This is a genomic window from Nocardia coubleae NBRC 108252 (genome assembly GCF_001612805.1).
Taxonomy (GTDB): Bacteria; Actinomycetota; Actinomycetes; order Mycobacteriales; family Mycobacteriaceae; genus Nocardia; species Nocardia coubleae.
In genome coordinates this window covers 12424-37275 of record NZ_BDBD01000005.1, presented here as the reverse complement: position 1 = coordinate 37275, position 24852 = coordinate 12424, and the positions used below count along the sequence as shown (strand labels likewise).

21 protein-coding genes are annotated in these 24852 nt (G+C 68.6%); 16 read left to right on the top strand and 5 right to left on the bottom strand.

What is annotated here, in order from left to right; translation table 11 throughout:
• The first annotated feature begins 1 nt into the window (after nucleotide 1).
• The 8 genes from rpmF to NCO8_RS04935 all read left to right on the top strand — a co-directional run bounded on the left by rpmF (nucleotide 2) and on the right by NCO8_RS04935 (nucleotide 8863).
• A complete protein-coding gene (gene rpmF / locus NCO8_RS04970) occupies nucleotides 2–184 on the top strand; it encodes a 50S ribosomal protein L32 (RefSeq protein WP_022565580.1) in 183 nt (60 codons plus the stop codon).
• A 22-nt stretch (nucleotides 185–206) separates the two neighbouring features.
• Nucleotides 207–926, top strand: coding sequence for a ribonuclease III (gene rnc, locus NCO8_RS04965; protein ID WP_225279164.1), 720 nt, complete (start codon nucleotides 207–209; stop codon nucleotides 924–926).
• Between the two features lies 1 nt (nucleotide 927).
• The gene (mutM, locus tag NCO8_RS04960) at nucleotides 928–1887 is read left to right on the top strand and encodes a bifunctional DNA-formamidopyrimidine glycosylase/DNA-(apurinic or apyrimidinic site) lyase (protein ID WP_067636796.1); all 960 of its coding nucleotides are present in this window, start codon (nucleotides 928–930) and stop codon (nucleotides 1885–1887) included.
• A 61-nt stretch (nucleotides 1888–1948) separates the two neighbouring features.
• The gene (locus tag NCO8_RS04955; RefSeq protein WP_067636794.1) at nucleotides 1949–2530 is read left to right on the top strand and encodes a dihydrofolate reductase family protein; all 582 of its coding nucleotides are present in this window, start codon (nucleotides 1949–1951) and stop codon (nucleotides 2528–2530) included.
• Nucleotides 2531–2532: 2 nt separating this feature from the next.
• On the top strand, nucleotides 2533–3561 hold the full coding sequence (locus NCO8_RS04950) for a PHP domain-containing protein (RefSeq protein WP_067636791.1): 1029 nt from the start codon (nucleotides 2533–2535) through the stop codon (nucleotides 3559–3561).
• A gap of 86 nt (nucleotides 3562–3647) precedes the next feature.
• Nucleotides 3648–5192, top strand: coding sequence for a substrate-binding domain-containing protein (locus tag NCO8_RS04945; RefSeq protein ID WP_067636788.1), 1545 nt, complete (start codon nucleotides 3648–3650; stop codon nucleotides 5190–5192).
• A 372-nt stretch (nucleotides 5193–5564) separates the two neighbouring features.
• On the top strand, nucleotides 5565–6728 hold the full coding sequence (locus NCO8_RS04940) for a glycosyltransferase family 4 protein (RefSeq protein ID WP_067636786.1): 1164 nt from the start codon (nucleotides 5565–5567) through the stop codon (nucleotides 6726–6728).
• Complete coding sequence (locus NCO8_RS04935; protein ID WP_067493389.1) at nucleotides 6725–8863, top strand: amylo-alpha-1,6-glucosidase; 2139 nt, start codon at nucleotides 6725–6727, stop codon at nucleotides 8861–8863. The genes NCO8_RS04940 and NCO8_RS04935 overlap by 4 nt, the downstream gene beginning before the upstream one ends.
• A 44-nt stretch (nucleotides 8864–8907) precedes the next feature.
• Here the strand turns inward: NCO8_RS04935 and NCO8_RS04930 are convergent, their stop codons facing one another.
• From NCO8_RS04930 to NCO8_RS32725, 4 genes are all read right to left on the bottom strand, one after another.
• Entirely contained in the window at nucleotides 8908–9777 is an 870-nt protein-coding gene (locus NCO8_RS04930) for a potassium-transporting ATPase subunit C (RefSeq protein ID WP_067636784.1), read from the bottom strand.
• Between the two features lies 1 nt (nucleotide 9778).
• A complete protein-coding gene (kdpB, locus tag NCO8_RS04925; RefSeq protein ID WP_067636782.1) occupies nucleotides 9779–11905 on the bottom strand; it encodes a potassium-transporting ATPase subunit KdpB in 2127 nt (708 codons plus the stop codon).
• 1 nt (nucleotide 11906) lies between these two features.
• Nucleotides 11907–13577: a potassium-transporting ATPase subunit KdpA gene (kdpA, locus tag NCO8_RS04920; protein WP_067636780.1), complete on the bottom strand. Its 1671-nt coding sequence runs from the start codon at nucleotides 13575–13577 to the stop codon at nucleotides 11907–11909.
• A gap of 82 nt (nucleotides 13578–13659) precedes the next feature.
• Nucleotides 13660–13788 carry a hypothetical protein gene (locus NCO8_RS32725; RefSeq protein ID WP_281201968.1) on the bottom strand — a complete coding sequence of 43 codons (129 nt, stop codon included), beginning with the start codon at nucleotides 13786–13788 and terminating at the stop codon, nucleotides 13660–13662.
• Between the two features lie 100 nt (nucleotides 13789–13888).
• Between NCO8_RS32725 and NCO8_RS04910 the strand changes: the two genes are divergently transcribed.
• From NCO8_RS04910 to NCO8_RS04880, 7 genes are all read left to right on the top strand, one after another.
• On the top strand, nucleotides 13889–16411 hold the full coding sequence (locus tag NCO8_RS04910; protein WP_067636775.1) for a sensor histidine kinase: 2523 nt from the start codon (nucleotides 13889–13891) through the stop codon (nucleotides 16409–16411).
• A gap of 4 nt (nucleotides 16412–16415) precedes the next feature.
• The gene (locus NCO8_RS04905) at nucleotides 16416–17156 is read left to right on the top strand and encodes a response regulator (RefSeq protein WP_210740964.1); all 741 of its coding nucleotides are present in this window, start codon (nucleotides 16416–16418) and stop codon (nucleotides 17154–17156) included.
• A 148-nt stretch (nucleotides 17157–17304) separates the two neighbouring features.
• Complete coding sequence (locus NCO8_RS04900) at nucleotides 17305–17751, top strand: OsmC family protein (RefSeq protein WP_067636773.1); 447 nt, start codon at nucleotides 17305–17307, stop codon at nucleotides 17749–17751.
• A gap of 15 nt (nucleotides 17752–17766) precedes the next feature.
• Entirely contained in the window at nucleotides 17767–18045 is a 279-nt protein-coding gene (locus NCO8_RS04895) for an acylphosphatase (protein ID WP_067493403.1), read from the top strand.
• A 25-nt stretch (nucleotides 18046–18070) separates the two neighbouring features.
• Nucleotides 18071–18766 (top strand): hypothetical protein, encoded by a 696-nt coding sequence (locus tag NCO8_RS04890; protein WP_067636772.1) that lies wholly within the window; start codon nucleotides 18071–18073, stop codon nucleotides 18764–18766.
• Nucleotides 18766–19929 carry a glutathionylspermidine synthase family protein gene (locus NCO8_RS04885; RefSeq protein WP_067493406.1) on the top strand — a complete coding sequence of 388 codons (1164 nt, stop codon included), beginning with the start codon at nucleotides 18766–18768 and terminating at the stop codon, nucleotides 19927–19929. Before NCO8_RS04890 ends, NCO8_RS04885 begins: the two co-directional genes overlap by 1 nt.
• A 27-nt stretch (nucleotides 19930–19956) precedes the next feature.
• On the top strand, nucleotides 19957–20412 hold the full coding sequence (locus tag NCO8_RS04880) for a DUF350 domain-containing protein (RefSeq protein WP_067636770.1): 456 nt from the start codon (nucleotides 19957–19959) through the stop codon (nucleotides 20410–20412).
• On the opposite strand, the gene NCO8_RS04875 is transcribed toward NCO8_RS04880, so the two are convergent.
• Nucleotides 20409–20876, bottom strand: coding sequence for a DUF1707 SHOCT-like domain-containing protein (locus NCO8_RS04875; RefSeq protein ID WP_084456581.1), 468 nt, complete (start codon nucleotides 20874–20876; stop codon nucleotides 20409–20411). The two genes, NCO8_RS04880 and NCO8_RS04875, sit on opposite strands and share 4 nt — an antisense overlap.
• A 244-nt stretch (nucleotides 20877–21120) precedes the next feature.
• Between NCO8_RS04875 and NCO8_RS04870 the strand changes: the two genes are divergently transcribed.
• Nucleotides 21121–24849 carry an AAA family ATPase gene (locus NCO8_RS04870; protein WP_067636885.1) on the top strand — a complete coding sequence of 1243 codons (3729 nt, stop codon included), beginning with the start codon at nucleotides 21121–21123 and terminating at the stop codon, nucleotides 24847–24849.
• The last annotated feature ends 3 nt before the right edge of the window (nucleotides 24850–24852 follow it).

Genomic DNA, 24852 nt, shown 5'->3' with positions numbered 1-24852 from the left:
CGTGGCTGTTCCCAAGCGCCGGATGTCCCGTTCCAACACCCGGTCGCGGCGCAGCCAGTGGAAGGCCGTCGCGCCGACCCTGGTGACCTGCCCGAACCGTGCCTGCGGTGAGAAGACCCTCCCGCACATCGCGTGCCCGTCCTGCGGTACCTACAAGGGCCGCCAGGTCACCGCTGCTGTCTGATCGTCCGATCAAACGTAGCGACGTGACCGATCACGCCAGTCTCCTCGCCGCCCTCGGTGTCGACGTACGACCGGAGCTTCTGCGCCTCGCGCTGACGCACCGGTCGTACGCGTACGAGAACGGTGGCCTGCCGACCAACGAGCGCCTGGAATTCCTCGGCGACTCGGTGCTCGGCCTGAGCATCACCGAACGCCTCTACACCGAGCACCCGGAGAAGTCCGAGGGTGAACTCGCGAAGCTGCGCGCCAGTGTGGTGAACATGCACGCGCTCGCCGAAGTGGCGCGTGGCCTCGGCGACGGCGGACTCGGTCAATACCTGCTGCTCGGCAAGGGCGAAGAGCTCACCGGCGGCCGCGACAAGCCGAGCATCCTCGCCGACGGCATGGAGTCGCTGCTCGGTGCGGTGCACCTCGAGCACGGCATCGAGGTCGCGCGTGGTGTGGTGCTTCGCCTGTTCGCCGATCTCCTCGAGCGCGGTCCACGCATGGGCGCGGGCCTCGACTGGAAGACCAGCTTGCAGGAACTCACCGCCGAACGCGGTCTCGGTGTGCCCGCCTACGAGATCACCTCCACCGGCCCGGATCACAACAAGGAGTTCACCGCAACCACGGTGATCGCCGGGAATCCGTACGGTTCGGGTGTCGGCCGCTCCAAGAAGGAAGCCGAGCAGAAGGCCGCCGGTGCCGCCTACAAGGCGCTCACCGAGAAGACCGCCGCCGCGGACGAAGCCGCCCAAGCCTGACGTGCCCGAACTTCCCGAAGTCGAGGTGGTGCGGCGCGGTTTGGCCGAGCACGCCGTCGACCGGGTCATTAAGGACGTGACCGTCACCCATCCGCGTGCTGTGCGCAGGCATGTGGCGGGTCCGGCCGACCTGTCCGCGCAGCTCACCGGGCTGCGCATCGACGCCGCCTACCGCCGCGGCAAGTATCTCTGGCTCACCTTCGACGAGCCCGATATCGCTGATCCACGCAGGCACTCCGCGCCGAGCACGTCTCGGGGCGCTGGTCCGCACCAAGCCGGTAGTGCGGTGTCACCACGCGGGAGTGCTTCAGACACCGCGCTGGTGGTGCATCTGGGGATGAGCGGGCAGATGCTCGTTCAACCCGCTGCCGCGCCCGTCGAGAAGCACGCCCATATCCGGGCGGTCCTCGACGACGGTGCCGAATTGCGGTTCGTCGACCAGCGCACGTTCGGCGGGTGGTCGCTGGCCGGTCTCGTCGAGGTCGACGGGAGCGTCGTCCCCGACACGGTCGCCCACATCGCCCGTGACCCGCTCGATCCGCGTTTCGATCGCGAAGCCGTCGTCGCCGCGATCCGGGCCAAGAACACCGAGATCAAACGGGTGCTGCTCGATCAGACCGTGGTCTCGGGCATCGGGAACATCTATGCCGACGAGGCCCTGTGGAGGGCAGGCTTGCACGGCACCCGCATCGCCGCGAGCCTGACCCGTCCCGCGCTGCGCACCCTGCTCGACGCCGTCACCGCCGTGATGACCGAGGCACTGGCCGTCGGCGGCACCTCCTTCGACGCGCTGTATGTGAACGTGAACGGCGAATCCGGGTATTTCTCCCGGTCACTGGCCGCCTACGGCCGCGAGAACGAACCGTGCGACCGGTGCGGGGCGCTGCTGATCCGTGAGCAATTCATGAATCGCTCGTCGTTTTCCTGTCCGACGTGTCAGCGGAAGCCTCGTCGGCGCTGATCGCCGCGCGATACCGTTTCCCTGACAGATCTGCCGCAGGTGGGGTCCCAGGAGGACGGGTATGCGCAAGCTGACGTATTTCGTGGCATCGACGATCGACGGCTTCATCGCCGCCGAGGACGGGTCGGTGGACTTCTTCCCGGTGGGCGGTGATCACGTGCCATCGATCATCTCGCAATACCCGGAGACACTGCCGACCAAGGTGCGCGAGGCGCGCGGGGTCGCGGCGGGCAACATCTACTTCGACACCGTCATCATGGGGCGCAAGGCGCACGACTTCGGGGTACGCACCGGCACCGCGAGCCCGTACGAGCATCTGCGCCAGTTCGTCGTGTCGACGACGATGCCCGAGCCGCCTGCACCCGGTGTCGAGGTGATCTCGGGCGATCCGGTCGCGGCGGTGCGCGATCTCAAAAAGCAAGCGGGCCTGGGTATCTGGCTCTGCGGTGGCGGTGAACTCGCCCAGACACTGCTGCCCGAGATCGATCAGGTGTTCCTGAAGCTGTATCCGGTGCTGCTCGGCACCGGCAGGCCACTGTTCGGTGGGGGCATGAAACTGCCCGAGCCCGAACGCTTCCGGGTGATCACCAGCCGGGTGTATTCCGACGGTGTCGCCTTCCTCAAGTACGGCCGGATCCGGTAGCGATGACGGGCCTCGATCCGGTTGCCGCCCTGCGCGAGATCGCGTTCTGGCTCGAACGATCGCGCGCCCAGACCCATCGCGTGAAGGCCTACCGGCGGGCCGCCGACGTGGTCGAGGGGCTGTCGGAGGGCGAAAGAGCCTCGCGCGCGGCCGAACACAGCTGGCAGGACCTGCCCGGTATCGGACCCAAGACCGCCACGGTCATCGAACAGGCCTGTGCCGGTGAGATCCCCGCCTACCTGGCCGACCTGCGCGCCGCCGCCGAACCCATCGGTCCCGCGGGCGAACCCCTGCGCACCGTGCTGCGCGGTGACTTGCACACCCACTCGGACTGGTCCGACGGCGGCAGCCCGATCGGCGAGATGATGCGCATGGCAGCCGCACTCGGCCACGAGTACTGCGCACTCACCGACCACTCCCCGCGCCTGAAAGTCGCCAACGGGTTGTCGGCCGAACGGTTGCTTCGTCAGCTCGACGTGATCGCCGAACTCAACGACGAACTCGCCCCCTTCCGCATCCTCACCGGCATCGAGGTCGACATCCTCGACGACGGCACCCTCGACCAGCGCGCCGACCTGCTCGAACGGCTCGACATCGTGGTCGCCAGCGTGCACTCGCACCTGCGCGATGACAGCGCGACCATGACCAAACGCATGGTCTACGCCGTGGCCGACCCGAACGTCGACGTGCTCGGCCACTGCACCGGCCGGCTCGTGGAAGGCGGGCGCGGCACCCGCCCCGAATCCCAGTTCGACGCCGAACTCGTCTTCGAGGCGTGCCGCAAGTACGGCACGGCCGTGGAGATCAACAGCCGCCCCGAACGCCGCGACCCACCTGGTCGGCTGATCGACCTCGCCGTCGAGGTCGGCTGCTACTTCAGCATCGACACCGACGCCCACGCACCGGGCCAGTTGTCCTGGCAGGGCTACGGATGCGAACGCGCCGTCGCGCACGGGGTGACGGCGGATCGGGTCGTCAATACGTGGCCGCTGGACGACCTGCTCGCCTGGACGGCGGAATCCGCTGGGTGAAGGTTTGCCCAACAGCTGATGTCGGCGGCCGGGCGACGGGTTTCCCTCTGATACAACTCGATTCGGACGAGTGGCGTGGGGGACTGGTGAACTTTCCGATCGAGATCGTGCTGTCGGTGCTCGGCGTGGTGGTCGCGGTCGCGACCTTCCTGCGGCAGTTCGTGTTCCCCGGTTACAAGCGCATCGGGTTCCGGGTGCAGATGGACACCCCGGTGACCGGGCAGATCCAGTTTCCCGCGCCGAGTTCGCCGGGGGAGGTCGATGTCACCGGGGCGTTGCGGAATCTGCAGACAGGGGCGCCCGGCGGCGACGACTTGGAACTGCACAAGTTGTCGCTGGCACTGGTGCGCATCGAGAATGTCGGGTCGCTGCCCATCGAAAAGGACGATTACGCCCTTGCCGACCCCGCTCTTCCGAAAGCCGGTCTGCACCTGACATTTCCGGGCCGTCAGGTGGTCGCGGTCGCGGTCACGGAACTGGATGGCGTCTACGCGGGCAGCCTCGGGCCGGAGTCGGGAATAGGTTGGCGCAACGTCGATGCGGGCGACACGCTCGAAGGCATCGTCGACCTGCCGAAGGCGCCGATCGACCGTAAGGGCCACTACAAGATCCTCGCCGTCCTGAACAACAAACGCGGGCTCGCCGCGTTCGACAAGCCGACGCTGACAGGCCTGCGCGGTAGTGCGCAGCAGGCGAAAACGACGCGCAGCGGCTCGCGATCGTGGCCCTTGATCGCGCTCAGCGTCTTCCTACTGGTCCTCGTCCTGGTCCAGCTCGGCGTTGCCCTGACGCGCACCGACCCGCCACCGAGCTATTGCGCCGACGGCAACCTCACCCTCGTCGGCTCCACCGCCATGGAGAAGATGGTCCGCGAGGTCGCCGAAAACTACGAAACACACTGTTCCGGTGCCGAATTCACCTTCGATTTCGCCGGTACCAGCGACGGTCTGCGTGTCCTCGACAAACCGGAGCAAGCACCGAACACCGTCGCCATCGGTGAGGGCCCCAAGCGCGACACCTTCCCCGACCTGTTCGAAACACCGTTCGCGGTGGCGCCGTTCGCCGTCGTCACCCACCCGGACCTCGGCATCGCCGATCTGTCGACCACGCAGATCCAGCGCCTGTTCCGTGGCGAGATCGACAACTGGCGAATGCTCGGTGGTCCGGATCTGCCCGTGGTCGTGGTGGATCGCCAGCACGGGTCGGGGTCGCGGTTCGCCCTCGAAGCCCGGCTGCTCGACTGGCAGCGCCCGCTCTATCATCCCGAATTCTGTGCGGGCAGATCGCGACTGGTGCACTGCGAGGTCGGCTCGACCGGGGAGATGGCCGAGGTGGTCGCCGCGACGCCGGGTGCGGTGGGCTATCTCGAGGCGACGACCGTCGGCGAGGGGTTGCGCGCGGTGACCATCGATGGGCAGCCGGCGACCAAAACCCATGTGGCCGACCGCAGCTACCCGTTCTACTCGGTGGAATTCGCCTTCCACGACTACCCGGGCGGCAACATGCCCGCCGGATCGCTCGCCGCGAAATTCGTCGACTATCTCGTCTATGGTGACGGGCGGCTCGTCGTCGCCGAATTCGGCGGCATCGCCTGCCTGGAGTTGGCCAAGCGATCAGAATGCGAACCGTAATCGAAGTGTGCTGGTCGGTCGCTCGATGCGCTACGGCCGCCGGTTGACCGCAGCGCGACTCGGCCGTGACAATTCTCTGTACGGCGTAGACCGGCCGTGACGGCGGAATCTGCTGTCGCGGCAGGGAATCGCGTACAACAAAACCAGCAACATGCTGGTTTACTTTCCGGTAGCGGGGTACGTTTCTTGACGGCCCCTCTGATCAGGCGGGCACCCCAGCGGTGCGCTCCGCGCCTGGCCAGGCCAACCATGCCCCATGGACGGCGGTGAAGCTCTCGGTCTCCACCCCGCCGAGGCGGCCATCTCTTGTTCGCGCAAGTGTTGCGAGGTTGTGTCCCTGGAAGGAAGGTCATGAGTACAGATATGTCGGCAATGTCGCCGACCGGGTTCTCCAGTTCTGATCTCTATTCGATCGAGCACAATGGTGGCCCACTGCGAATTGCGATGGTCGTGCCACCGTATTTCGATGTTCCCCCCAAGGCGTACGGCGGGGTGGAAGCCGTTGTCGCCGAATTGGTCGATTCCCTGTGTGAGCGCGGCCATCACGTCACCCTGTTCGGTGCGGGCGAGGCCGGTACCAAAGCGAATTTCGTCCCGCTGTGGGACCGGATCGTGCCCGAGCGGCTCGGCGACCCGTTCCCGGAGGTGGTCCACGCGCTGCGCGTGCGCCGCGCGATCGAGCGACTGGCCGACACCGAGGGCATCGACCTGGTGCACGACCACACGTTCGCCGGACCGCTCAACGCCCCCGCCTACGCCAATCTCGGCCTGCCGACCGTGGTCACCGTCCACGGCCCCGTCCAGGACGACTGCTACCGCTACTACCGCGAACTCGGCGAGGAGTGCTCGCTGATCGCCATCAGCGATCGGCAGCGCGAACTGGCGCCGGATCTGGGCTGGGCCGGTCGCGTGCACAACGCGCTCCGTCCGGATCAGTGGCCCTTCCAGCCGGAGAAGGACAACTACGCGCTGTTCCTCGGCCGCTTCTCGATGGACAAGGGCCCGCACCTGGCCCTCGACGCCGCCCACGAGGCCGGCATCCCGCTGATCCTGGCGGGCAAGTGCTCCGAACCGCCGGAAAAGGCCTACTTCGAGGAATACGTGCGCCCCCGGCTCACCGCGGACGATCATGTATTCGGCCTCGCCGACGCGACCGCCAAGCGTAAACTGTTGGCCGGAGCTCGGTGTCTGCTGTTCCCCATTCGCTGGGAGGAGCCGTTCGGCATGGTGATGATCGAGGCAATGGTCTGTGGCACACCGGTTGTCGCCCTGCGCGGCGGCGCGGTGAGCGAGGTGCTGGTCGACGGAGTCACCGCGCGCATCTGCGAGGATCCCGCCGAACTGCCCGCCGCGATCCACGAGGTCGCCACCTACGACCCGGCCGCCTGCCGGGCGCACGTGGAGGCGAACTTCGGTGCCGACACCCTCGGCCGTGGCTACGAACAGGTGTACCGGGAAATTCTGGCGCGCACCACGATCGGATACGGCGGCGCCTTCGCGATGCCGTCCGTCGCGGCGACCACCGGGCGCGCATGAGCCACAGCGACGCGCAGCCGAGCCCGACTCCGCTGAACGCGGGTGAACCGGCCGGGCTCGGCGGCCACGGCGGCAATGTGACCCTGGTCGAGGGCGGCACCTTCTGCCTCTCGGACCGGCTCGGTGACGTGGAGCCGGGCAAACCGCAGGGTTTGTTCTTTCGTGACGCGCGGGTCATCTCGCGCTGGGAACTGCTGGTCGACGGCAAGAAGCCCGAGCCGCTGTCGGTGCTGAGCCCGGAGGCCTTCGCGGCGCGTTTCGTGCTGCGCAGGCCGCCCCAGGCGGGCATGGCCGACAGCACCCTGCTCGTGGTGCGCGACCGGCTCGTCGCCGAAGGCATGCACGAGGTGATCACTCTCGAGAACATGAGCCGCGAAGCCACCGCGGTCGTGCTCGAGGTGCACGTCGACGCCGACTTCGTCGACCTGTTCTCGGTGAAGGAGGGCCGTGCGGGCGGGCGCCGCGCGGAGATGACCACCGCCGACGGCGAACTGCTGCTGCACGACCGCGCCGACCTGGCGCGCGGGCTCGCCCTCACCTCGACGGTGGAGCCGATGGTGTTGCCCGGCACCATGATCTGGCGCATCGTCGTGCCCGCGGGTGGTCGCTGGCAGACCGAGATCGCGGCCCTGCCCGCGGGCGCGGCCCAGCGCCCGCCGATGCAGGGTTCGGTGGGCGAACGCTACCGGGCGAGCGAGCCGGTGAAGAAGATCCAGGCCTGGCGGGCCACGGCCACCGACATCACCAGCGATTCCCTGATGCTCAACCGGATACTGCGACGCAGCGAAAGCGATCTCGGCGCACTGCAGATCCACAGCGATTCCGGGACCGGCCGGCCGTTCGTCGCGGCGGGCGCGCCCTGGTTCATGACCCTGTTCGGCCGCGACTCCTTGCTCACCGCCTGGATGTCGCTGCCGCTGGAAACCGACCTCGCCCTCGGCACGCTGCAGCAGCTGGCCGAATTGCAAGGCGAGACAGTGGATCCTCTGGTCGAGGAGGAACCGGGCCGCATCATGCACGAGATGCGGCGTGGCCCGGCCGTCGGGCAGGTCCTCGGCGGCCAGATCTACTACGGCACGGTCGACGCCACCCCGCTGTTCGTGATGCTGCTCGCCGAATGTCTGCGCTGGGGCGCTGATCCCGCGTCGATCGCCACCCTGCTGCCCGCCGCCGACGCCGCCATCGGCTGGATCACCGATTTCGGTGACCGCGACGACGACGGTTTCGTCGAATACGTGCGCGCCACCGACCGTGGACTCATCAACCAGGGCTGGAAAGACAGCTTCGACGGCATCAATTTCGCGAGCGGCCAGCTCGCGCAGGCGCCGATCGCGCTGTGCGAGGTGCAGGGGTACGTCTACGCGGCGCTGCTGGCGCGCGCCGAACTCGCCGATGCCTTCGACGACGAACCGCTGGCCCGCAAGATGCGCGAACGCGCCGTCGCCTTGCGCACGAAATTCGCCGAGCAGTTCTGGCTACCCCAGTGTGGTTGGTACGCCGTGGCCTTGGACGGCAACAAGCGCCAGGTCGACGCGCTCACCAGCAACGCGGCCCACTGCCTGTGGTCGGGAATCGCCACCGACGAGCACGCCGAGATCCTGATCCGGCACCTGTCCTCGCCGGAGATGGACTCCGGCTTCGGTTTGCGCACACTGGCTTCCAACATGGGTGCCTACAACCCGATGAGCTACCACTGCGGTTCGGTGTGGCCGCACGACACGGCCATCGCGGTGGCGGGACTCATGCGGTATCAGCACGTGCCGGGCGCGATCGAACTGGCCACCCAGCTCTCGGCCGGGCTGCTCGACGCGGCAGCGGCTTTCGACGGCCGCCTGCCGGAGCTGTTCTGCGGTTTCCCCCGTGGACGCTTCGCCGCACCCGTGCCGTATCCCACCTCCTGCTCCCCGCAGGCGTGGGCCAGCGCCGCGCCGCTGCTGCTCATCCGCTCCTTCGTCGGCATCGACCCGGACGTCCCCGCCAAGACCCTGACGGTCCGTCCGCGCGTGCCCGCCTCGTGGGGCATCGTGCGCCTGGCCGATTTCCGGCTCGGCACCGACACGATCGACATGGAAGTGCGTGGCACCGAGATACTCACCGCGAGCCTGCCCGAGGGTTGGGAGCTGGTGATCGAATAGCGCGGCGATGCGCCGGGAACCCCCGTGGTGCCCGGCGCATCCGTTCAGCGCGACAGCGGGAACTGTTCGTCCAGTGCGAGATTGAGCTCGAGGATGTGCACGCGCGGTTCTCCGAGGAAGCCGAGCGTGCGACCGTGGGTGTGCGCGATGAGTACCGTGCGCACCTGCTCGGGGGAAATGCCGCGCGCCCGGGCCACCCGGTCGACCTGGATGGCGGCGTATTCAGGGGAGATGTGCGGGTCGAGGCCGCTGCCGCTCGCCGTCACCGCGTCGGCGGGCACCGCCGGGTGGGTCGGTGCGTCGCCGCGGACGGGAACGAGCACGCCCGTCGAGTAGTCCTCGCCGGTTCGCGCGCATTCCACCGCGACACCACGGAAGGTTGCGGTGAAGGGGCGCGTCGGACACGGCTCGTTGACGCTGACCACCCGCTCCGGCCGCGACACGTCACCGTCGGCATCGCGCGGACCGAGCACCGAGACAACCGCGCCCACACCGCTTTCCGTGCAGAACTGACGACGGCCGTCGACCCCCTCACGGTCGCCGACCTCCACGGAACGCGCGCAGACGGTGGTGAGCAGGCTGGTCCGGTCGGTTGTGTCGACGATGTCCTCCGGGCCGAGATTGCTCGCGGCGGAGGCGAGCGGGTCGTAGCCCTCGCCCGCCGCGGACGGACGGCTCTGGAAGTACTGCCCGAGGGCGGTGCCGTCGGCATCGGTGAACGACTGCCCGATCAGGCTCGAGCCCACCAGCCTCCCGTCCCGCTCGACGAGCGATCCGGCGGCTCGGTGATCCAGACCGGGCAGCTGGGCGATCGTGAAAACCGCGAGGGGATAGATGATTCCGGTGATCGCGGTGAGTACCAGGAGGGCACGCAGGGCGGCCAGGTGCTGGCGGAACCAGGTCGAAGTACGCATGTCAGGACATCCCGGGAAGGAGTTGGACGAACAGATCGATGGCTTTGATGCCGAGGAACGGCGCGACGATGCCACCCAGCCCGTAGACAGTCAGGTTGCGGCGCAACAGGACCGAGGCGCTGCTGGGCCGGTATCCGACACCGCGCAGAGCCAACGGGATGAGCGCGACGATGACGATCGCGTTGAAGATCACCGCCGACAGGATCGCCGACTGTGGACTGGCCAACCGCATGATGTTCAGCGCGTCCAGTCCGGGGAACAACGGCACGAACAGGGCCGGGATGATCGCGAAGTACTTGGCGATGTCGTTGGCGATGGAGAACGTGGTGAGCGCCCCACGGGTGATGAGCAGCTGTTTGCCGATCTCCACGATCTCGATCAGCTTGGTCGGATCCGAATCCAGATCGACCATATTGCCCGCCTCTTTGGCCGCCGAGGTGCCGGTGTTCATGGCCACGCCGACATCGGCCTGGGCCAGGGCGGGGGCATCGTTGGTGCCGTCGCCGGTCATCGCGACCAGGCGGCCCCCGTTCTGTTCCTTCTTGATGAGAGCGAGTTTGTCCTCCGGCGTCGCCTCGGCAAGGAAGTCGTCGACGCCCGCTTCGTCCGCGATCGCCTTGGCGGTCAACGGGTTGTCGCCGGTGATCATCACCGTGCGGATGCCCATCCGCCGCATTTCGTCGAAGCGTTCCCGCATGCCCTGTTTGACCACGTCTTTGAGGTGGACGACGCCGAGCACGCGGGCGGTGCCGCCGTCGACCTCACCGACCATCAGCGGTGTTCCACCGGACGCGGAAATACCGTCGACGATGGTGGGCGCTTCGGCCGGTACCGAACCGCCTTGCGCGCGAACCCATTCGGCGACGGCACCGGCCGCGCCCTTGCGCAGACGGCGCCCGTCGGCGAGATCGACGCCGGACATGCGGGTCTGGGCGGTGAACTCCACCCAGACGGCGCCCGGCAGTTCGCCCGCGCCGCGCTCGCGCAGGTTGAACACTTCCTTGGCGAGGACGACGATCGAGCGGCCCTCCGGGGTTTCGTCGGCCAGGCTCGACAACTGCGCCGCATCGGCCAGCTCGTCGTCGAGAACCCCTGGCACGGTGACGAATTCGGCGGCTTGACGGTTGCCGAGGGTGATGGTTCCGGTCTTGTCCAGCAGCAGCGTGTTCACATCGCCCGCCGCCTCCACCGCACGTCCCGACATGGCGAGCACATTGCGCTGCACCAGCCGGTCCATCCCGGCGATGCCGATCGCCGAGAGCAGGGCACCGATGGTGGTGGGGATCAGGCAGACCAGTAGCGACACCAGCACGATGCCGGTGATGCCGTCGCCGTCGAGCGCCAGGGTGTCGGCCACGCCCGGGTTGTTGGACTTCGAGAAGATCGCCAGCGGCTGCAAGGTCGCGACCGCGAACACGAAGATGATCGTCAGCGCGGCGAGCAGGATGTTCAGCGCGATCTCGTTGGGCGTGCGCTGCCGGTTCGCGCCTTCCACCAGAGCGATCATCTTGTCGATGAAACTCGCGCCGGGTTCCTGGGTGATGCGGACGACGATGCGGTCGGAGAGCACGGTGGTGCCGCCGGTGACCGCCGAACGGTCGCCACCTGATTCACGGATCACCGGCGCCGATTCACCGGTGATCGCGGATTCGTCCACCGACGCGATGCCCTCGACCACATCGCCGTCTCCGGGGATCACCTGGCCGGCCTCCACCACCACGAAGTCACCGCGACGCAGTGCAGGGGCGGCGACCCGCTCCTCGACGAGCGGGGCGCCCGGCACCCAGTCGGTGAGCCGACGGGCGACGGTGTCGGTCTTGGCCTTTCGCAGGCTCTCGGCCTGCGCCTTGCCGCGCCCCTCGGCGACGGCCTCGGCCAGATTCGCGAAGACCACCGTGAGCCACAGCCAGGCGACGACGGCCCAGGCGAACAACGACGGTTCGGCGACCGCCAGCACGGTCGACCACGCCGCGCCGATCTCCACGATCAGCATGACCGGGTTCTTCCAGAGGGTGCGCGGGTCGAGTTTGCGGATCGCCTCGGGCAGCGCCGTGCGCAACAACGTCGGGTCGAGGACGCCACCGGTGGGCCGCTCGGTGCGCGGGGAAGCGAGGGTGGGAACGGACATGTCAGTGGATTCCTTCGGCGAGCGGCCCGAGCGCGAGGGCGGGCAGGAAGGTGAGCGCGACCAGGATCACCGTCACCCCCACCACCAGGCCGACGAACTGCGGCCGGTGGGTGGGCAGGGTGCCGACGGAGGCGGGCGTGTGGCCCTGCGCGGCCAGCGAACCGGCCAGCGCGAGCACGACGATGATCGGGACGAACCGGCCGAGCAGCATGGCCAGCCCGAGCGCGGTGTTGAACCAGGTGGTGTTGCCGGACAGCCCGGCGAAGGCCGAACCGTTGTTGTTGGCGGCGGAGGTGAAGGCGTACAGCACTTCCGACAAGCCGTGCGGTCCGCTGTTGAGCATGCTGTCGCGCGGCCCGGGCAGGGCCGTCGAGACCGACGTCCCGACCAGCACGATCAGCGGGCTCACCAGGAAATATGTGGCAGCGAGCTTGATTTCGCGCGGCGTGATCTTCTTGCCGAGATATTCCGGTGTACGCCCGACCATCAGGCCCGCGACGAACACCGTGACGACGGCCAGGATCAGCATGCCGTAGAGGCCCGAACCCACCCCGCCCGGCGCGACCTCGCCCAGCTGCATGTTCACCATGGTCACCAGGCCACCGAGGCTGGTGTAGGAGTCGTGGAAGGAATTCACCGCACCGGTCGAGGTGAGGGTCGTCGCCCCGGCGAACACGGCCGAATCGGCCACGCCGAAGCGGGTTTCCACCCCTTCCATCGACGCACCGACGGCGGTGGGCACGGTTCCGTGGTGTTGCAACTGGAACATGCTGAGCAACGAAACACTCACCAGCGCGAGGGTTCCCATCACCGCGACGATCGCGTAGCCCTGCTTCGTGCTGCCGACCATGCGCCCGAAGGTGCGCGGCAGCGAGAACGCGATCAGCATCAGCGCGAAGATCTCCACGAAGTTCGTCCACGTGGTCGGGTTCTCGAACGGGTGCGCGGCATTGGCGTTGTAGAAACCGCCGCCGTTGGTGCCGAGTTCCTTGATCGCCTCCTGGCTCGCGACGGGACCGCCGGTGATCGTCTGCACGCCGCCGCCGAGTGTCTGCGCCACCTGGTCGTGCAGGTGGAAGTTCTGGATCACCCCGCCGGCCACCAGCACGACCGCGACGACAAACGCGAGCGGCAGCAGGATGCGCACGGTGCCGCGCACCAGGTCGACCCAGAAATTGCCGAGCTCACCGGTACGGTGGCGGGCGAAGCCACGGACCAGCGCGACGGCCACCGCCATACCCACTGCCGCCGACACGAAGTTCTGTACAGCCAACCCGGCCATCTGCACCAGGTGGCCCTGGGTCGACTCGCCGGAATAGTTCTGCCAGTTGGTGTTGGTGACGAAACTGGCGGCGGTGTTCCACGCCAGCGCCGGGGTCATCTCGGTGCCCGGATCGTTCAGATGCAGCGGCAGTGCGCCCTGAACCAGTTGGAAGAAGAACAAGCCGAGCACGCCGACGGCCGAGAAGGCCAGCACGCTGCGGGCGTACACCGGCCAGGTCTGCTCGACGTCGGGGTGCGCGCCGATCGCGCGGTAGATCAACCGCTCGGCACGGGAATGCCGCTCGCCGCTGTACACCCGGTACATGTAGTCACCGAGCGGCACATGCGCCAGTGCCAGCGCGAGCACAAGGGCCGCGAGGAAGACGATCCCCGCTGTTGTCGTGGTCACTAGAACCTCTCCGGGAAGAGCAGGGCCGCCACCATGAACACGGCGACACCCGCGGCGAGCACCAGACCGACCAGATTCGCGATCACAGCTTCTCCAGCCCGCGCTGGATCAGGCCCAGCAGGGCGAAGACCGCCACGGTGAGCACCGTGAACACCACCACAGACATGTCCGACCTCCTCGCGCCCCACCGTGGGGCGCCAAGCCGAGTCAAGGCCTTCGGATGGGTGACGCGGGCATTCCTTACGGATCCTTAGCGCGCTCCGGCGCCGCCTTTGCGGGTTGTTGACGGTGCCGCGGGCGATGATGAACCGGTGAAACGCGGTCGACTACGCATCTACCTGGGTGCCGCACCCGGCGTCGGCAAGACCTACGCCATGCTCGGTGAGGCACACCGGCGGCTCGAGCGTGGCCGCGACGTGGTGGCGGGCGTGGTCGAGACCCACGGGCGGGCGAAGACCGCCCAGCTGCTCGACGGGATCGAGCGGATCCCGCCGAAGGCGGTGCGTTACCGGGGCACCGAACTGCCCGAGCTCGATGTCGACGCGGTGCTCGCGCGCAGGCCCGCCGTGGTGCTCGTCGACGAACTCGCCCACACCAACGCGCCGGGCAGTGCGCACGAGAAACGCTGGCAGGACGTGGAGGCGATTCTGGACGCGGGGATCGACGTCATCTCCACGGTGAACGTGCAGCACCTCGAGAGCCTCAACGATGTGGTCGCCCAGATCACCGGCATCGAACAGCGCGAGACCGTACCCGACGCGGTGGTACGCGGGGCGGACCAGGTCGAACTCGTCGATCTGACGCCGGAAGCACTGCGGCGCAGGCTTTCCCACGGCAACGTCTACGCCGCGGACAAAGTCGACGCGGCCCTGCGGAACTACTTCCGGCCCGGAAACCTCACGGCCCTGCGCGAACTCGCGCTGCTGTGGCTGGCCGACCAGGTCGACGCGGCACTCGCGAAGTACCGGGCCGACCACGACATCACCGAGCTGTGGGAGGCGCGTGAACGCGTGGTCGTCGCGGTGACCGGTGGTCCCGAATCGGAGACCGTGGTGCGCCGGGCCGGGCGGATCGCCTCGAAATCCAGCGCGGAACTCGTTGTGGTGCATGTGGTCCGGGGCGACGGTCTGGCCGGAGTGTCCGCGCAACGGCTGGCGCGGCTGCGCGAACTCGCCGCCGCGCTCGGCGCCTCGCTGCACACCGTCACCGGCGACGACGTGCCGACCGCCCTGCTGGAATTCGCGCGCGAGGTCAACGCCACCCAGCTGGTACTCGGCACCTCGCGGCGCTCGCGCTGGGCCCGGATGCTCGACGAGGGCATCGGCTCCACCGTGGTGCAACGCTCCGGCAAGATCGACGTGCACATGGTGACCCACGAGGAAGCCAACCGTGGGGTCCGGCGCAATCCGCTGCGGACGCGCCAGCCCGTGGTCGCCTGGGTGGCTGCCCTGCTCGTGCCCACGCTGGTGAGCGTGCTCTGCTGGGCGGTGCTCGACCGGCATCTGCAACTCGGTGGGCTCAGCGCGATGTTCTTCGTCGGGGTCGTCGCGGTCGCGTTGCTCGGTGGGGTGCTGCCCGCGATCGCCTCGGCCCTGCTGTCGGGACTGTTGCTGAACTGGTTCTTCACCACGCCGCGCTACAGCCTCACCATCGCCGAACCGGACAACTTCGTCACCGTGGTCGTGCTGTTGATCGTCGCGGTGGCGGTGGCGGCGCTCGTCGACCTCGCCGCGAAGCGAACCAGGCAGGCGCGCAAGGCCTCCCGCCAGGCCGAGCTGCTCACCTTGTTCGCGGGCGCGGTGCTGCACGGCGCCGATCTGCCGCGTCTGCTCGAACAGGTCCGCGAGGTCTACGGGCAACGCGCGGTGAGCCTGCGCTGCGGTGACGAAGTGATCGCCTCGGTCGGAGCCGACCCGCCGCATCGGGTCGCCGACGCGGAGACCGCGATCGAAGCGGGCGACGCGACCAGCATGCTGCTGCTGGCCGGGCATCCGCTCGATCCGGGGGAGCGGCCCGTGCTCAACGCGGTGGCGAACCAGGCCGTCGGCTTGGTGCGTCAGCAGCGACTCACCGAAGAGGCGGGGGCGGCGGCCGCGCTGCTCGAAGCCGACCGGTTGCGACGCGCGTTGCTGTCGGCGGTGAGCCACGACCTGCGCACACCGCTGGCCGGGGCCAAGGCGGCGGTGTCGAGTCTGCGCAGCGACGACGTGGAATTCTCGCCCGAGGACACCGGCGAGCTGCTCGAGGCCATCGAGGAATCCGTCGACCAGCTCACCGCCCTCGTCGGCAACCTGCTGGATTCGTCGCGACTGGCGGTCGGGGTGGTCACCCCGCAGACGCGGCAGGTGTATCTGGACGAGGCGGTGCATCGGGCGCTGGTCAGCGTGGGGATGGGCACGAGGGGGCTACGGCGCGCGGCGATGGACCGGGTGACGGTGGAGGTGGGTGAGAACTCGGTGTCGGCCGACAGCGGATTGCTCGAACGAGTGCTGGCGAATCTGCTGGACAACGCCCTGCGCCACGCCGGACGCGACACGCCCGTACGCGTGACCGCCGACCGCGTCGGTGACCGGGTCGTCGTCGCGGTCGTCGACACCGGGCCGGGCGTGCCCGCGGGCAGCGAGGAGCACCTGTTCGAACCGTTCCAACGGCTCGGGGACCGCGACAACACCACCGGCGTCGGCCTCGGACTGTCGGTGGTCCGCGGCTTCGCCGAGGCCATGGGCGGTACCGTCCACGCCGAACCCACGCCCGGCGGCGGACTGACAGTACTGCTCGACCTGCCTGCCGGTGCGTCTGCTTCGACCGCCCCCGCCGCGCGACGAGGAAAGTGAGGACATGAGCAACTCATCGGGGACGGACGCGCCGCCGCCAGGCGAGTCGCGGTCGACCGGGTCCGCCACCCGCGTGCTCGTGGTCGACGACGAACCGCAGATCGTGCGCGCGCTGCGGATCAACCTGTCGGTGCGCGGGTACGAGGTGTTCACCGCGGGCAACGGCGCCGCCGCGTTGCGCGTAGCCGCGGAGAAGCAGCCACACGTGGTCATCCTCGACCTCGGCCTGCCCGATCTGGACGGGATCGAGGTGCTGGCCGGGCTGCGCGGGTGGACCTCGGCACCGGTGATCGTGCTTTCGGCGCGCACCGATTCGGCCGACAAGGTGGAGGCGCTCGACGCGGGCGCCGACGACTACGTCACCAAGCCGTTCGGGATGGACGAACTGCTGGCCCGGCTGCGGGCGGCGGTCCGGCGCGGTGCGGGGGCGGCCGACGAGGCGGAACCGGTGGTCGTCACCGACTCCTTCACCGTCGACCTGGCCGCCAAACAGGTCACCAAGAACGGCGCACCCGTCCACCTGACCCCCACCGAATGGGGAATGCTGGAGATGCTGGTCCGCCATCGCGGAAAACTGGTGGGCCGCAAGGAATTACTACGCGAGGTATGGGGCCCGGCCTATGCCACCGAAACCCACTACCTGCGGGTCTACCTCGCCCAGCTGCGCCGCAAACTCGAGGACGACCCCGCCCACCCCCGCCACCTGCTCACCGAACCAGGTATGGGCTACCGTTTCCAAGAATGACAGTCGGCTCGTGATTTCGTCAGCACATGGTAACTCGTCGGGCACGTTCGTCACTCGAGCCCCATTCACGCAGGTCCGGTACGTGACCTTCGTGGCACTTGCCGGTCGGCATGAGTCGCGGGGAGGCGGGCATGCCAGGATCAGATCCATGGCAGTTGAGCAGAACGCACCCGTGACCACCGCGCCCGTCGAACTGTGGGTCGAGCGCACCGGAACCCGGGCCTACACCGGACGCAGCAACCGTGGCGCCGAGGTACTGATCGCCTCGCAGGGTGTGCCCGGCGCGTTCACCCCCGGTGAGCTGCTGAAGATCGCCCTCGCCGCGTGCACCGGGCTCAGCTCCGACCTGCCGCTCTCGCGTCGCCTCGGCGACGACTTCGACGCGACCATCCGTGTCTCCGGCGACGCCGACCGCGAGAACGAGCTGTACCCGCAGCTCGACGAGGTGTTCGAGCTCGACCTGTCCGAACTCGACGAAGAGGCCCGCGAACGGCTGCTCGTCACCGTGCAGCGCGCCGTCGACAAGGTGTGCACCGTCGGCCGCACACTCAAGGCGGGCACCAAGGTGACCTTGAACTTCGACATCGACGCCTGACCCCGAGGAGCCGCTGTGACCGAACCTGTCCGACTGTCCGCGTGGGTCCACGGGTACGTCCAGGGTGTGGGTTTCCGCTGGTGGACACGCTCGCGTGCACTGGAACTCGGTCTCACCGGGTACGCGCGCAACCACGCCGACGGACGGGTCCACGTGGTGGCCGAGGGACAACGAACCTCGGGCGAGAAGTTGCTGGAACTGCTACGGTCCGGCAAGGCGCCTGGGCGGGTCGACCTGGTTGTGGAAAGCTGGGAGCCCGCGCGCGGTGACATGACCGGATTCGAGGAGCGGTAGAAGTGACTTCGGGGGTTAGGCGGCAGTGAACACACACAACCCTGGTTCGCCCGACCAGCCGGACGAGCCGGGCGGATCCTCGCCCTGGACCCCGCCCGACTCCGGCGCGACCCCGCCGGAACAACCCGCGGGCACGCCGCCCACCTGGCCTCCGCCACCACAACAACCGCCGCAACCACGTCCCGGCCGGGTGGCCAGGCAGGAACCGGGCCGCACCCAGCCCCGCCCGCCGACGGTCGCCGAGGCACGGGCGCGCGAGAAGGCACGCAGACAGGCCGAGCAGGCCGAACGGGCCGCCGCCGAAGCCGCAGAAGCCAAGCGCCGCACCAGGAAACGGGTGATGATCGGCGGTGTCGCCGTGGTCGGTGTCGCGGCCCTCGTCGGCGGCGGCTACCTCGCCTACCGGGCGGTCAACGCGCCAGAACAGGTCACCGCCTCCTGCGTGCAGATCGACCAGAACGGCCAGGAGGTCGTCGTCCCGGACGAGCACTGCGGTGACGGCAAGACCAACTTCCGCAGCGACAGCTCCGGTGGCATGGGCAGCCTGATCCTGCTCGGCTGGCCGCAGTACCGCTACCACTACGGCGGCAACGCCACCATCGGCCGGCCGCCGAGCGGGGGCACCTCGGTGAAACCGCGCAACGCCGAGATCAAGACCAAGTCCGGCACCACCGTTCAGCGCGGTGGCCTGGGCAGCAAGTCCGGTGGGAGTGGGTCTTAGTGCGACGTGTCGCGAGTACGCCCCGGCCGGGCTGGCAGCAGATCATCGAGAGCCAGGGACTCGTCTACGGCGTGCCCGGCCGCGATGCCAGCGGTCAGCCACGGCCCTACTGGGACGAATCGGTGCACTACGAATTCTCGATGGACGAGATCCTCGCGCTGGAAGCCGATGTGGAACTGCTGCAGTCGATGTGTCTGCACGCGGCCGAACACGTGGTGCTCACCGAGCGGTACGCCGATTTCGGCCTGCCCGAATGGAGTTGGGGCCCGATCGCCGAATCCTGGCGGCGCAGCGACCCTTACGTGTACGGCCGGTTCGATCTGCGCTACGACGCACGCCGTCCTGCCAAACTGCTCGAGTACAACGCCGACACCCCCACCTCGCTGCTCGAGGCGGCCATCATCCAATGGCACTGGTTGCAGCAGGTGTATCCCGGTGGCGACCAGTGGAATTCACTGCACGAGAAGCTGGTCGAGCGCTGGGGCGAGCTGCGTGACGTGCTGCCCGGCACCGAACTGCACTTCACCTGGTCGGGTGCCGACGCCACCGGCGAGGACAACGTCACCACCGCCTACATGCAGGAAACCGCCGCCGAAGCGGGCTTCGACACCGTCGCGTTGCCGATCGAGGAGGTCGGGTTCGACACCGAACTCGGCCGCTTCGTCGACCTCGCCGAGGCGCCGATCGAATCGATCTTCAAGCTGTACCCCTGGGAGTGGATCCTCGACGACGACTTCGGCAAGCGTGTCGTCGCGAGCATCCCGCAGACCGCCTGGATCGAACCACTGTGGACCACCCTGCTGAGCAACAAGGCGCTGCTGGCGATCCTGTGGGAGATGTATCCCGGCCACCCGAACCTGTTGCCCGCCTACCTCGACGACCCGCACGAGCTCACCGAATACATCCGCAAACCCAAGCTCGGCCGCGAAGGCGCCAACATGACCATCGTCGGTCCCGGCATGGAGACCGCGACCGGTGGCGTGTACGGCGCCGAGGGCTTCGTCTACCAATTGCTCGACCCGCTCCCGGAATTCGACGGCATGCGTCCCGTGCTCGGGGCGTGGGTCGTCGGTGACAACGCCGCCGGGCTCGGTATCCGCGAGACCGCGGGCCTCATCACCGATGACGGCGCCGCGTTCGTCCCGCACCGCATCGTCGACTGACCACAACACTGTTTCGAAAGGACCACGATGACCGCCCTCGCCCTGGAATCGGGTTATTGGAGTGCGCTCGGTGAAGGCGTCGGCGCCATCATCCTGTACTGCCTGATCGGCCTGATCCTGATGCTGATCGGCTTCTTCGCCATCGACCTGACCACCCCCGGCAAGCTGCGCGACCTGGTGATCGCGGGCAAGCCCAACGCGATCATCGTCTCGGCCGCGGGCATGATCAGCATGGCGTTCATCGTCGTGTTCGCGGTGCTGGCCACCGATCCGGGCGCCAAACTGACCCAGGGACTGATCACCGCGGTCGTGTTCGGTCTGGTCGGCATCGTCGCGCAGGTGATCTCGGTGCGCGTGGTCGAGAAGGTCACCGGCATCGACATCGGCCGCACCCTGCACGCCGACACCTACACCCCCGAGGTCCTCGTCGTGGCCGCCGCCCACTTCGCTCTGGGCCTCGTGGTGGCCTTCGCCATCCTCTAGTGCGGGTTGATGTGCTTCATCTGCTTCTGTAGCTGACGCAGGTGGGTGGCCGAGCCCGGCTGGGCCTCCCAGCCGGTGATCACGCGGAACAGCAGGACCGCGCCCCACGGGCCGATCACCCACATCGGCCAGAAGTAGGTGAGTTCGCCTGCGGTCAGGGAGATCAGGCCCCAGATGACCAGCACGATGATGCTCACGCCGAGCCAGCTGCCCGCTTCGATGCGCTGCCACACGGGGATGCGCGGCGCCTGCTTCGGTGGGGTGGCGGGCTGCTTGTCCGGGAGGGCCGGCAGGTCCGACAGGACGAGGGCGAGGTCGTCGCGGGTGGTGGTCGCGTAGACCTTCGCGACGCGCTGGTCGTACTCGGCCAGATCGAGCCTGCCGTCGGCCAGGTGGGTGCTCAACTGGGCCACGATCGCATTGCGCTCGGCATCGGACGCGCGCGTGCCGGGGGTGATGTCCATACCGACAACCTCTCGTTCACCAAACACAGTGATCTGCTGGTACCAAGCGTCCACCCTCCACTGTGTAATGTCAACCCTTCGTCCGCCGACCGGCCGGAGGTTCACGGCGCCACGACGGCGATCGGCTAGGCTCACGCGAGCACACGGGCGGCAACACAGCCCGGTGCGATGTTCCAACCGCAGGCCGCGTGTCTTGCCCTCTCGCACCTAGGTCTGGCCAGAACTCCCGGAGAGGCGGGTGGCGTTGCATCTGAAGAGCTTGACGCTGAAAGGGTTCAAGTCTTTCGCGTCCGCAACCACGTTGCGCTTCGAACCCGGCATCACCTGTGTCGTCGGGCCCAACGGGTCGGGCAAGTCCAATGTCGTCGACGCGCTCACCTGGGTGATGGGCGAGCAGGGCGCCAAGGCGCTGCGCGGCGGCAAGATGCAGGACGTCATCTTCGCCGGGACCAGCGGACGTGCACCCCTCGGGCGTGCCGAGGTGACGCTGACGATCGACAACTCCGACGGCGCGCTGCCCATCGACTACGCCGAGGTGTCCATCACCCGCCGCATGTTCCGCGACGGCGCGGGCGAATACGAGATCAACGGCAGCAGCTGCCGCCTGATGGACGTGCAGGAACTGCTGTCGGACTCCGGTATCGGGCGCGAGATGCACGTGATCGTCGGACAGGGTCAGCTCTCGGCGATTCTCGAGTCGCGGCCTGAGGACCGGCGCGCGTTCGTCGAAGAGGCCGCGGGCGTGCTCAAGCACCGCAGGCGCAAGGAGAAGGCGGTCCGCAAGCTCGACGCGATGCAGGCCAATCTCGCCCGCCTCACCGACCTCACCACCGAATTGCGCCGCCAGCTCAAACCGCTCAGCAGGCAGGCCGAGGTGGCGCGGCGCGCCCAGACCGTGCAGGCCGACCTGCGCGACGCCCGGCTGCGCCTGGCCGCCGACGACCTGGTGACCCGGCGCGGCGAACTCGAGTCGCAGCTGAGCAAAGAGGCCTACGCGCGCGAGCAGCAGATCACCGTGCAGTCCGAGCTCGATGCCGCCAATGCCGCACTTGCCCAGCAGGAGTTCCAGTTGTCGCGGCTGAGCCCGAGCGCCGAGGCGGCCGCGCAGACCTGGTTCCAGCTCTCCGCGCTGGCCGAGCGCGTCAACGCGACCATCCGCATCGCCGCCGATCGCGCCCGCAACCTGCACACCGAGGCACCCGTGGGCACCGGCCGCGACCCAGAACAGCTCGAAGCCGAGGCCGACCGGATCGAGGCCGAGGAAGCCGAGCTGCGGTACGCGGTGGAGATGGCCGCCGAAACCCTCGAGGCTGCGCGGGAAGCGCTCGCCGACCGTGAACACGCCGCCAAGGCCGCCGAGCAGGCACACTTGGCCGCTGTGCGGGCCATCGCCGACCGTCGCGAAGGGCTGGCGAGGCTCTCGGGTCAAGTGGAGACGCTGCGCACCCGCGCGCAGTCTGTGGACGCTGAAATCGCGCGGCTCTCGGTCGCCATCGCCGATGCCCGGCACCGCGGCGAGGCCGCCCAGGCCGAATACGACACCGTGCAGGACGAACTCGGCGAACTCGACGCGGGGGAGAAGGGGCTCGACGCCCAGCACGAACACGCCGTCGCCGCCTTGGAACTGGCCGACGAACGGGTGCGTGAACTGCGCGAGCAGGACCGCGAGGCGAGCAAACTAGTCGCCCGGCTCGGTGCGCGCATCGAAGCGCTGGAGATGAACCTGGCCCGTAAGGACGGTGCCGCCTGGCTGCTCGAACACGGTGTGAGCGGCGTCGGCGACCGGCTGTCGGGCCTGTTGCGCGTGGAAGCGGGATTCGAAGCCGCCCTCGCCGCCTTGCTCGGCCCGCTGGCCGACGCGATCACCGCCGACACCGCCGCGGCCGCCGATGCGGCTGTGCGCGAGCTGCGAGCGGGTGACGGTGGTCGGGTGGCATTCGTCTTCGCCACCGCGAGTTCGGCCTCGTCCGCTGCTGAGAGCGGCTCGTCGGCGGGCCCGGCTGTGACGCGCGCTCTTGCCGATGCCGGGGGTAGTTCGGTGGGGTCGGGTCGAGGTCGTGCGCTCTCGGCAGACGCCGAGCGTGCGCCGCTGCCCGGAGGGGCCAGGTGGCTCGCTGATGTTGTGGACGGTGCCGCGCAGGTGCGGTCCGCGTTGGCCGCGCTCACCGCAGGTGTTGTAGTCGTTGACGATCTGGCAGCTGCCACGGCGCTGGCCGCTGAGCGACCGGAACTGCGGGTCGTCACCCGTGACGGTGACCTGGCCGGGTCGGGGTGGGTCATCGGCGGTTCCGAGCGGATGCCGAGTCAGCTCGAGATCCAGGCCGACATCGACGCCGCCACCGCCGAATTGGCTGCCGCGCAGCGCCGCGCCGAGGAGCTCGAGGCCGCGCTGGCCGGTGCGCTCGCGGAGCAGACCGATCGCAAAGAGGCCGCCGACCACGCGCTGATGGCGCTGCACGAATCCGATCAGGCGCTGCTGGCCATCTACGACCGGCTCGCCCGGGTGGGGCAGACCGCGCGCGCCGCGCAGACCGAAGGCGAACGACTCACCGCCCAGCGCGCCGAGGCCGAAGCGACCAGGGAGAAGTCCCTCGCCTCCCTCGCCGAGCTCGAGGACCGGCTGCGCCACGCCGAAACCGAGCACGACGACAGCGACGACAGCTACGGCACCGCCGGTACAGAGACCGCTGGACGGGCCCGCGAGGAAGCCGCCGCTGCGCTCGCCGAGGCACGGACCATGGAGGTCGAGGCACGGCTGGCGGTGCGCACCGCCGAGGAGCGGGCGGAATCCGTTCGGGGCAAAGCGGATTCGTTGCGTCGCGCCGCACGTGCCGAGCGGGAGGCGCGGGCGCGGGCCGAACGGGCGCAGGCCGCGCGGAGGCAGGCGGCCGCCGTCGCGGCGGCGGTGGCCGAGTCCGGTGCCAAGATCGCGAAGGAACTCGAGCAGGTGGTGGCTGCGGCCGCCGCTCGGCGCGACGAATTGGTCCGGCGCCGTGGGGAAGTCGCGTCGGCCGTGGAGCAGGTCAAGGAACGGGCGCGCGCCCTGAACACCCAACTGGCCCAGCTCACCGACGCCGTGCACCGCGACGAGGTGGCCAAAGCCCAAGCGGCGCTGCGCATCGAACAGCTCGAGACCACCATCTCCGAACAGTTCGGCATCGCGCTGGCCGATCTCGTCGCCGAATACGGTCCCGACGTGCCGCTGCCGCCGTCGGCGCTGGAGATGCAGGAATACGAGGACGCCAAGGAACGCGGCGAGCAGGTCACCGCGCCGCAGCCGATGCCCTACGACCGCGCCACCCAGGAGCGCCGCGCCAAACGCGCCGAGAAGGACCTCGCCACCCTCGGCAAGGTGAATCCCCTTGCGCTGGAAGAGTTCGCGGCGCTCGAGGAACGCTACAACTTCCTGGCCACCCAGCTCGAGGACGTCAAGAACGCCCGCAAGGACCTCCTCGACGTGGTCGCCGAGGTCGACGCCCGCATCCTGCAGGTGTTCACCGAGGCGTATGCCGATGTGGAACGCGAGTTCGTCGGGGTGTTCGCCAAACTGTTCCCCGGCGGTGAGGGCCGACTCGTGCTCACCGACCCGACCGACATGCTCACCACCGGCATCGAGGTCGAGGCCCGGCCGCCGGGCAAGAAGGTCAAGCGGCTGTCGCTGCTCTCCGGTGGCGAGAAGTCGCTGACCGCCGTGGCGCTGCTGGTCGCCATCTTCCGCGCCCGCCCCTCCCCGTTCTATGTGATGGACGAGGTGGAGGCCGCCCTGGACGACACCAACCTGCGCCGCCTCATCGGCCTGTTCGAACAGCTGCGGGAGAAGAGCCAGCTGATCGTCATCACCCACCAGAAGCCGACCATGGAGATCGCCGACGCCCTCTACGGCGTGAGTATGCGCGGCGACGGCATCACCCAGGTGATCTCCCAGCGGCTCACCCGTGCCGCCGCCCCGGTCGAGGCGTCCGCTCCGGCCTGACGA

Coding starts and splice junctions, on each gene's coding strand:
- NCO8_RS04955 (WP_067636794.1), top strand. CDS start 1,949: ATGCGCAAGCTGACGTATTTCGTGGCATCGACGATCGACGGCTTCATC.
- NCO8_RS04950 (WP_067636791.1), top strand. CDS start 2,533: ATGACGGGCCTCGATCCGGTTGCCGCCCTGCGCGAGATCGCGTTCTGG.
- NCO8_RS04940 (WP_067636786.1), top strand. CDS start 5,565: ATGTCGCCGACCGGGTTCTCCAGTTCTGATCTCTATTCGATCGAGCAC.
- NCO8_RS04935 (WP_067493389.1), top strand. CDS start 6,725: ATGAGCCACAGCGACGCGCAGCCGAGCCCGACTCCGCTGAACGCGGGT.
- NCO8_RS04930 (WP_067636784.1), bottom strand. CDS start 9,777: ATGCGTACTTCGACCTGGTTCCGCCAGCACCTGGCCGCCCTGCGTGCC.
- kdpB (WP_067636782.1), bottom strand. CDS start 11,905: ATGTCCGTTCCCACCCTCGCTTCCCCGCGCACCGAGCGGCCCACCGGT.
- NCO8_RS04905 (WP_210740964.1), top strand. CDS start 16,416: ATGAGCAACTCATCGGGGACGGACGCGCCGCCGCCAGGCGAGTCGCGG.
- NCO8_RS04900 (WP_067636773.1), top strand. CDS start 17,305: ATGGCAGTTGAGCAGAACGCACCCGTGACCACCGCGCCCGTCGAACTG.
- NCO8_RS04880 (WP_067636770.1), top strand. CDS start 19,957: ATGACCGCCCTCGCCCTGGAATCGGGTTATTGGAGTGCGCTCGGTGAA.
- NCO8_RS04875 (WP_084456581.1), bottom strand. CDS start 20,876: ATGGACATCACCCCCGGCACGCGCGCGTCCGATGCCGAGCGCAATGCG.